At 69.8% G+C, this 5,593-nt stretch carries 6 protein-coding genes and 1 pseudogene; 4 read left to right on the forward strand and 3 right to left on the reverse strand.

The window, feature by feature from the left end; genetic code table 11:
* Positions 1 to 918, forward strand: a pseudogene (locus VFZ20_RS32315) (hypothetical protein); the annotation flags it as partial.
* Positions 919 to 1,005: 87 nt separating this feature from the next.
* Here the strand turns inward: VFZ20_RS32315 and VFZ20_RS32320 are convergent.
* A complete protein-coding gene (locus VFZ20_RS32320) occupies positions 1,006 to 1,317 on the reverse strand; it encodes a hypothetical protein (RefSeq protein WP_329688108.1) in 312 nt (103 codons plus the stop codon).
* 269 nt (positions 1,318 to 1,586) lie between these two features.
* Here VFZ20_RS32320 and VFZ20_RS32325 point away from each other — a divergent pair, with 269 nt between their 5' ends.
* Positions 1,587 to 2,891 (forward strand): AAA family ATPase, encoded by a 1,305-nt coding sequence (locus VFZ20_RS32325; protein ID WP_329688109.1) that lies wholly within the window; start codon positions 1,587 to 1,589, stop codon positions 2,889 to 2,891.
* Positions 2,888 to 3,349 (forward strand): hypothetical protein, encoded by a 462-nt coding sequence (locus VFZ20_RS32330; protein WP_329688110.1) that lies wholly within the window; start codon positions 2,888 to 2,890, stop codon positions 3,347 to 3,349. The genes VFZ20_RS32325 and VFZ20_RS32330 overlap by 4 nt, the downstream gene beginning before the upstream one ends.
* A 95-nt stretch (positions 3,350 to 3,444) precedes the next feature.
* Here the strand turns inward: VFZ20_RS32330 and fliW are convergent, their stop codons facing one another.
* A complete protein-coding gene (fliW, locus tag VFZ20_RS32335) occupies positions 3,445 to 3,921 on the reverse strand; it encodes a flagellar assembly protein FliW (protein WP_329688111.1) in 477 nt (158 codons plus the stop codon).
* On the reverse strand, positions 3,918 to 4,799 hold the full coding sequence (locus VFZ20_RS32340) for a flagellin (protein ID WP_329688112.1): 882 nt from the start codon (positions 4,797 to 4,799) through the stop codon (positions 3,918 to 3,920). The genes fliW and VFZ20_RS32340 overlap by 4 nt, the downstream gene beginning before the upstream one ends.
* Positions 4,800 to 4,933: 134 nt before the next feature.
* On the opposite strand from VFZ20_RS32340, the gene VFZ20_RS32345 reads away from it, so the two are divergent.
* Positions 4,934 to 5,593, forward strand: a 660-nt coding sequence (locus VFZ20_RS32345; protein WP_329688113.1) for a sigma-54-dependent transcriptional regulator, incomplete at its 3' end; no start/stop codon positions are given.

The raw sequence follows: 5,593 nt of genomic DNA on the forward strand, positions 1-5,593 counted from the left end.
GACCCGGCCGGGCATCCGCACGCGCTGTGGTTCGCGCCGGAGCGGAACGGTCAGGGCGCCACGGTGCTGCTGCACCGCGCGTGGAACGGCCAGGCGTGGGGCGCGGCGGAGGTCGTGTATCGTTCGGAATCCGGTGGCGGCGGGCCCATGGCCTCGCTCGCGGCGACCTTTGCCTGCGACGGCGCCCTGCACGTGGCGTATTCCACCGCGGCGGGGCTGGAGCATCGTCGGTGGACGGCCGGGGCGGGGTGGGGAAGGCCCTTCCTGCTGGCGTACGCGGGGCTCACGCCGGCGTGGTCGCGGGGATCCTGTCCGGCCGCGTTGCACCTGGCGTGGATGGCCGGCGCGGAGGGTCCCCGGCGCGGCCGCTCGGTCAACCAGCTCTTCGTCCGCACGTTCCACGACGGCGAGTGGGGGCAGACGACGCGCCTGTTCGCGTGGCCGGAGCGCTACTCGCACCATCCGCAGCTGGTGACGGACGGCGCGGGGCGGCTGCACGCCCTATGGCTGCAGGACACGGACGGGTCGATCCTCCCCGAGGCCGTGTACCACGCCACCTCTTGCGACGGGCGTCGATGGACGCCCGCGCGCGACGTGACTCCGCCCGGCGTGGCGGGCGCCCGCCTGTGGGGGATGCGCGCGGCGGTGGATGGAGACGGGCGTCCGCACCTGGCCCTGCGCTACAGCCGGCCGGATCGCCCGCGCGTCGGCGAGCTGGCGACGGCGCGCTGGGAGGGCGGCGCCTGGTCGCTCCCGGCCCCCGTGCCGGCCGACGGACCCCTGGGCGAGGGCGATCCGCTGATCGTTGCGGGGCCCGCCCGTGGCATCCTGGCCGCGTGGCGCGGCGGGGACGGCCTGTACCGCTACGCCGTCGCATCCGCCGGGGCGGCGCGGGCGCATCCTCCCCGAAGTCCCTGAGGACGACGGGGAGCGGGACACGCGGAGAACGCACGAAGGGCCGGGGCACCGCGACGGTGCCCCGGCCCTTCGTCCGCGGTGCTTTTCTCAGTAGTAGCAGCCGGCCTCGGGCGACGTGGCCGCCACGTGGCACACACTGTGGTAGCTCAGCTGGCACTGCGGGATGCACGACTGGCAGGTGGCGTTGCAGGTGTTCCAGCAGCTGTTCACGCAGCTGGCGCACGAGCCGTTGCACGAGTCGTAGTAGGTGTTGCACTCGCCGTAGCCGTCGCTGGCCGGCTCATCGGGCGGGACGGGAAGGTGCGCGTGCACGGTGCCCGCGCCCCGCGCGTCCTCGGCGACGGCGAACGAATCCACGGTGAGTTGGTCCAGGTCCAGGCGAAGCTTGCGGTTCTTCATGGCACCCTCCACGGGATGAGGCCGCCGTCACGCGGCGGCGAATGGGCGACGCGGAGCTCCACGCCGCACGGCCGCGCCCCAGGCGAGGAACGCGATTGCGAAATATTATGTCGCAATTCGTGATCCGGTGCCAGCCCTCCCACTCCCTCTTCACGTCGAAAGCCCTCCACCCGCGGGGCGGATGAAGGGCCTGGATGCTGGCGTTTTTGCTTGGAAACCGATTAGGTTGCGGGCGTTGAGCGCGCCTGTCTCCCCGTGCCGCCCGCACGATGATCTCCAGCTTTCGCATCAAGAACTTCAAGAGCTACCGCGACGCCACGCTTCCGCTGGCGCCGCTTACGCTGCTCATCGGCGCCAACGCATCCGGCAAGAGCAACGCGATCGAGGCGATCCGCCTGCTGTCGATGATCGGATCGGGAGACCGCGTGGACGGGATCGTCTCGCAAATCCAGTCTTCCGACGATTTGGTGCGCGGCAATGCGTGGGATTTTCCGCGGGATCGCGAACTGCCCCTCACGCTGGGGTGTGATCTGGATCATGGAGAGTGGAGCCACCTGGAAGTTTCGCTCCGGCTCGCTGAGGATGATCCGAAGTTCGGCGTGGTCGCGAGGGTCGGCGACGAGGCCATTTGCAGGCGTGATGGTCAATACCTGTATCGTGCCTCGAGCTCTCCCGACGTGCTGGGCGAGCGGGTGACGCGGTTCTACACGGACAGCTCGACGGGACCCCTGCATGCCGCCGCGGCGGACCGGGCGGCCCTGTTTGCCTCGCTGGACATGCTTGTCAGCCCTGGCTTGGGTGGACGGCTCGCCCAGGTTCGGGACGTGGGGGCCCAGTTCCGCGAGTCGCTGATGAAGGTGCGGTTCTTCGATCCGCAACCCCGCAGGATGCGCGGTTATAGCTATCATGGGGAACGCGCACTGAAAGAAGATGGAGAGAACGTCTCGGCGGTCTTGCTCGGCGTCCACTTTCAGCTTGGCTCCGGGCCGATTCTCGACTTTGTGTCGATCCTCCCGGAGCAGCCGTTCGTCGAGGTGGGCTTCATCGAGACGCCTCGTGGGGATGTGATGGTGCGGCTTACCGAATCCTATGGCGGTCGAGAAGAGATTCGTGATGCCCCCGTGCTCTCCGACGGCACGCTGCGGGTGCTGGGGATCGCCGCCGCGCTCCTCTCCGCGGAGCCGGGCTCCACGATCATCATCGAGGAGATCGACAACGGCGTGCATCCCAGCCGCGCGGAGATGTTGCTGCGCAAGATCGAGCGCGTGGCAAAGGAGCGTGACCTGCGCGTGCTGCTGACGACGCACAATCCCGCGCTCCTGGATCGCCTGCCCACGGACTCCATCCCGCACGTGGTCTGCGCTTATCGTGATCCGGAGGAGGGCGACTCGCGCCTGGTGCGGCTGGAGGACCTGCCGAATTATCCGGAGCTGGTGGCGCGTGGTCCGCTGGGGCAGCTGATGACGCGCGGCGTGCTGGACTACTTCCTCAAGCACCAGGAGACGGAGGAGGCCAGGAAAGCACGCAATCTCCGCTGGCTGGAAACCCTCGACGCGCGGGTGAGAGACCTGTGAGGGCCATCGGCATCATCGATACCAGCGTCTTTTGCAACATCCTGAACGTTCCTCGTCGCAACCAGCGCCGCGATCAGGCTGTCGCGGAACTGCGGACAATGATGGCTGCCGGTGATCGGCTGCTGCTGCCCTTGGCCACCATCTACGAAACCGGCAACCACATCGCGCAGAATGCGGATGGACGAGTACGACGCCTCGTTGCCGAAGCTTTCGTGGATTCGGTCCGGGCGGCGTTCTCTGGCGACGCGCCCTGGGCCGCGACGCTGGTTCCAGAGACGGGAGACTTCATCAGCTGGCTCGAGGAGTTCCCCGACCGGGCAAGCACCGGAGTCGGCATGGCGGACCTGTCGATCATCAAGGCCTGGGAGCAGCAGTGTCTCGCGAACGAGGGGCGCCGCGTCTTCATCTGGTCCTACGACGGCGACCTGCAGGGCTATGACCGCCCGCCGCGGATCTGATCCCCCGTACCTTCGTACCCGCACGCGCGAAACCCTCCGCCCATAGGGGACGCAGGGTTTCGCGATAAACCTGACGCGCGAGCGTGACGCGCCGCTCAGTCCGGCATCTCGCAGCGGGTGCCGAAGGGCGAGTCGGCGATGACCACCTGCTTGCCGCGGCGGGTGCGCAGGTCCAGGGCGATGGGGCCCTGCAGGTTGGCCACGCACGGCGCCCCCGGCCGCCCCGGCAGCGTCACGATGGCCAGCACCACCACGTCGCGCGGCGACGCCGCGCCCAGCACCGACAGGTCGCCCGCGCCCAGGTTCACCTCGTACTCCGGGAACGCCGGGAAGGGGTCCGCCAGCAAAAAGGCCAGCCCGGCCTCGTCCACCGACTGCAGCCACCAGAAGCCCGGGCGGCCCGCCTGCACCAGCACCCACTGCCGCTGCTCCGGCAGCCCCGTGAGCCCCGCCGGAAAGGTGAACAGGTGGTCCGGGTGCGCCTGCAGCGTGCCCAGGACGAGGGAGCGCACCTCCACGCGGGGCGTGTGGGCGGGGACGACGGCGGGGGTGGCGTAGGCGAGAGCGGTCATCTCAGGTACTCGGACAGGGTCATTCCCAGGATGCGGGAGGTGGAGAGCATGGTGGCCTGCAGCGCGCTCTGGCGCGTGACCAGGTTCACCATGCTCTCTTCCATGTCGGCTTCTTCCAGCGACGCGCGGTGCGTCGCCGTGGTCTGCTCCAGCGTTTCCAGCCGGGTGGAGGTGAGCTCCAGCTGGCCGTAGCGGCTGCCCGTCTCGGCCAGCACGCCCTGCACGGCGTCGAACGACGTGCCCAGGGCGCCCGTGGCCGCGCGGATGCCGGCGGCGTCGTTGGCGCCCAGCGCCGTGGACAGCTGCTTGAGGGCGGCCATGGCGCCCGTGTCCAGGAACACCTCGCGGGCGTTGTGCACCGTGTTCACGCGCTGCCCGGGCGACACCTCCACCTGCTGCTGCTCGCCGGCGCCCACCGTGCTCACCGTGGGGTCCACCGTGGCGAACGGGCGCTGGTCGGTGTTGTATCCGCCAAAGAGGTAGCCGTCGGGGCCGCGGGTGTTGCCCAGCTGCACGGCGAACTCGATCAGCTTGTCCACCTCCACCCTGGTCTGCGCGCGGGTGGCGGCGCTGGAGGTGTCGCTGCCCTGGCCCACGCCCAGCTCCGCGGCGCGCGACAGGGTGTCGGAAAGCTGGTCCAGCACGCTCTCCTCGCTGCCCACCTTCGACAGCGCGGCGTCGATGTTGCGGCGGTGCTGCGCGGTGGCCCCGGCGGTGCCCGCCAGCTTGAGCACGGTGAGCGCCGCGCCGGGGTCGTCGCTGGCGCGCTGCACGCGCAGCCCGCTGCTGATCTGCGACTGCACGCGGTCCAGGCCTCGCTCGCCGCGCTGCAGGTTGGCCAGCAGGTCGCGGGTGCGGTTGCCGTCGGTGATCCTCATCCTCGCGGTCGGTGCGGGGTGGGGGGACGGGGACGGGTTTACAGCATCCGCCCACGGAACGTACGTTTGAAGATTATCGGCACACGATTCCCCGGCTTGAGCGCCGGCCCGCGAACGCGCGTATCCACACCCAGATGGCAACCATCCTTCACTGCGACGACGAGCCGGCCGTCGGCATGATCGTCCAGGACACCCTGGAGCGGGCCGGGCACCGCGGCGTGGGCGTAAGCAGCGTGCCCGAGGCGCTGCAGGTGCTCAGCCGCGGCGGCGTGGACCTCATCATCAGCGACTACCGCATGCCGGGGCTCACGGGGCTGGAGTTCCTGGAGCTGCTGCAGCGCGAGGGGTACGAGATCCCCCTCATCATGCTCACGGGGTACGCCAGCATCGAGCACGCGGTGGCGGCCATCAAGGCGGGCGCGGTGGACTACATCACCAAGCCCGTGCGCCCCGAGCAGCTCACCCTGGTGGTGGACCAGGCGCTGGAGTTCAGCCGGCTGCGCCGCGAGAACGAGGCCCTGCGCCGCGAGGTGATGGAATTTCGCAACGAGCGGCAGATCATCGGCGACAGCACGGCCATCCGCCGGGTGCTGCAGACGGTGGCCATGGCCGCGCCCAGCCGCGCCACGGTGCTCCTCCAAGGCGAGAGCGGCACGGGCAAGGAGCTCTTCGCGCGCGCCATCCACGACCAGAGCGACCGCCGCAGCGGCCCGTTCATCAAGCTCAACTGCGCGGCGCTGCCGGAGGGGCTCATCGAGAGCTCGCTCTTTGGCCACGAGAAGGGCGCGTTCACG

Source organism: Longimicrobium sp. (assembly GCF_036280135.1).
Taxonomy (GTDB): Bacteria; Gemmatimonadota; Gemmatimonadetes; order Longimicrobiales; family Longimicrobiaceae; genus Longimicrobium.

Bases quoted from the DNA above. Each gene is read 5' to 3' on its own strand.
- fliW (WP_329688111.1), bottom strand. From the start codon at position 3,921: ATGACCGCTCTCGCCTACGCCACCCCCGCCGTCGTCCCCGCCCACACG.
- VFZ20_RS32320 (WP_329688108.1), bottom strand. From the start codon at position 1,317: ATGAAGAACCGCAAGCTTCGCCTGGACCTGGACCAACTCACCGTGGAT.
- VFZ20_RS32340 (WP_329688112.1), bottom strand. From the start codon at position 4,799: ATGAGGATCACCGACGGCAACCGCACCCGCGACCTGCTGGCCAACCTG.
- VFZ20_RS32325 (WP_329688109.1), top strand. From the start codon at position 1,587: ATGATCTCCAGCTTTCGCATCAAGAACTTCAAGAGCTACCGCGACGCC.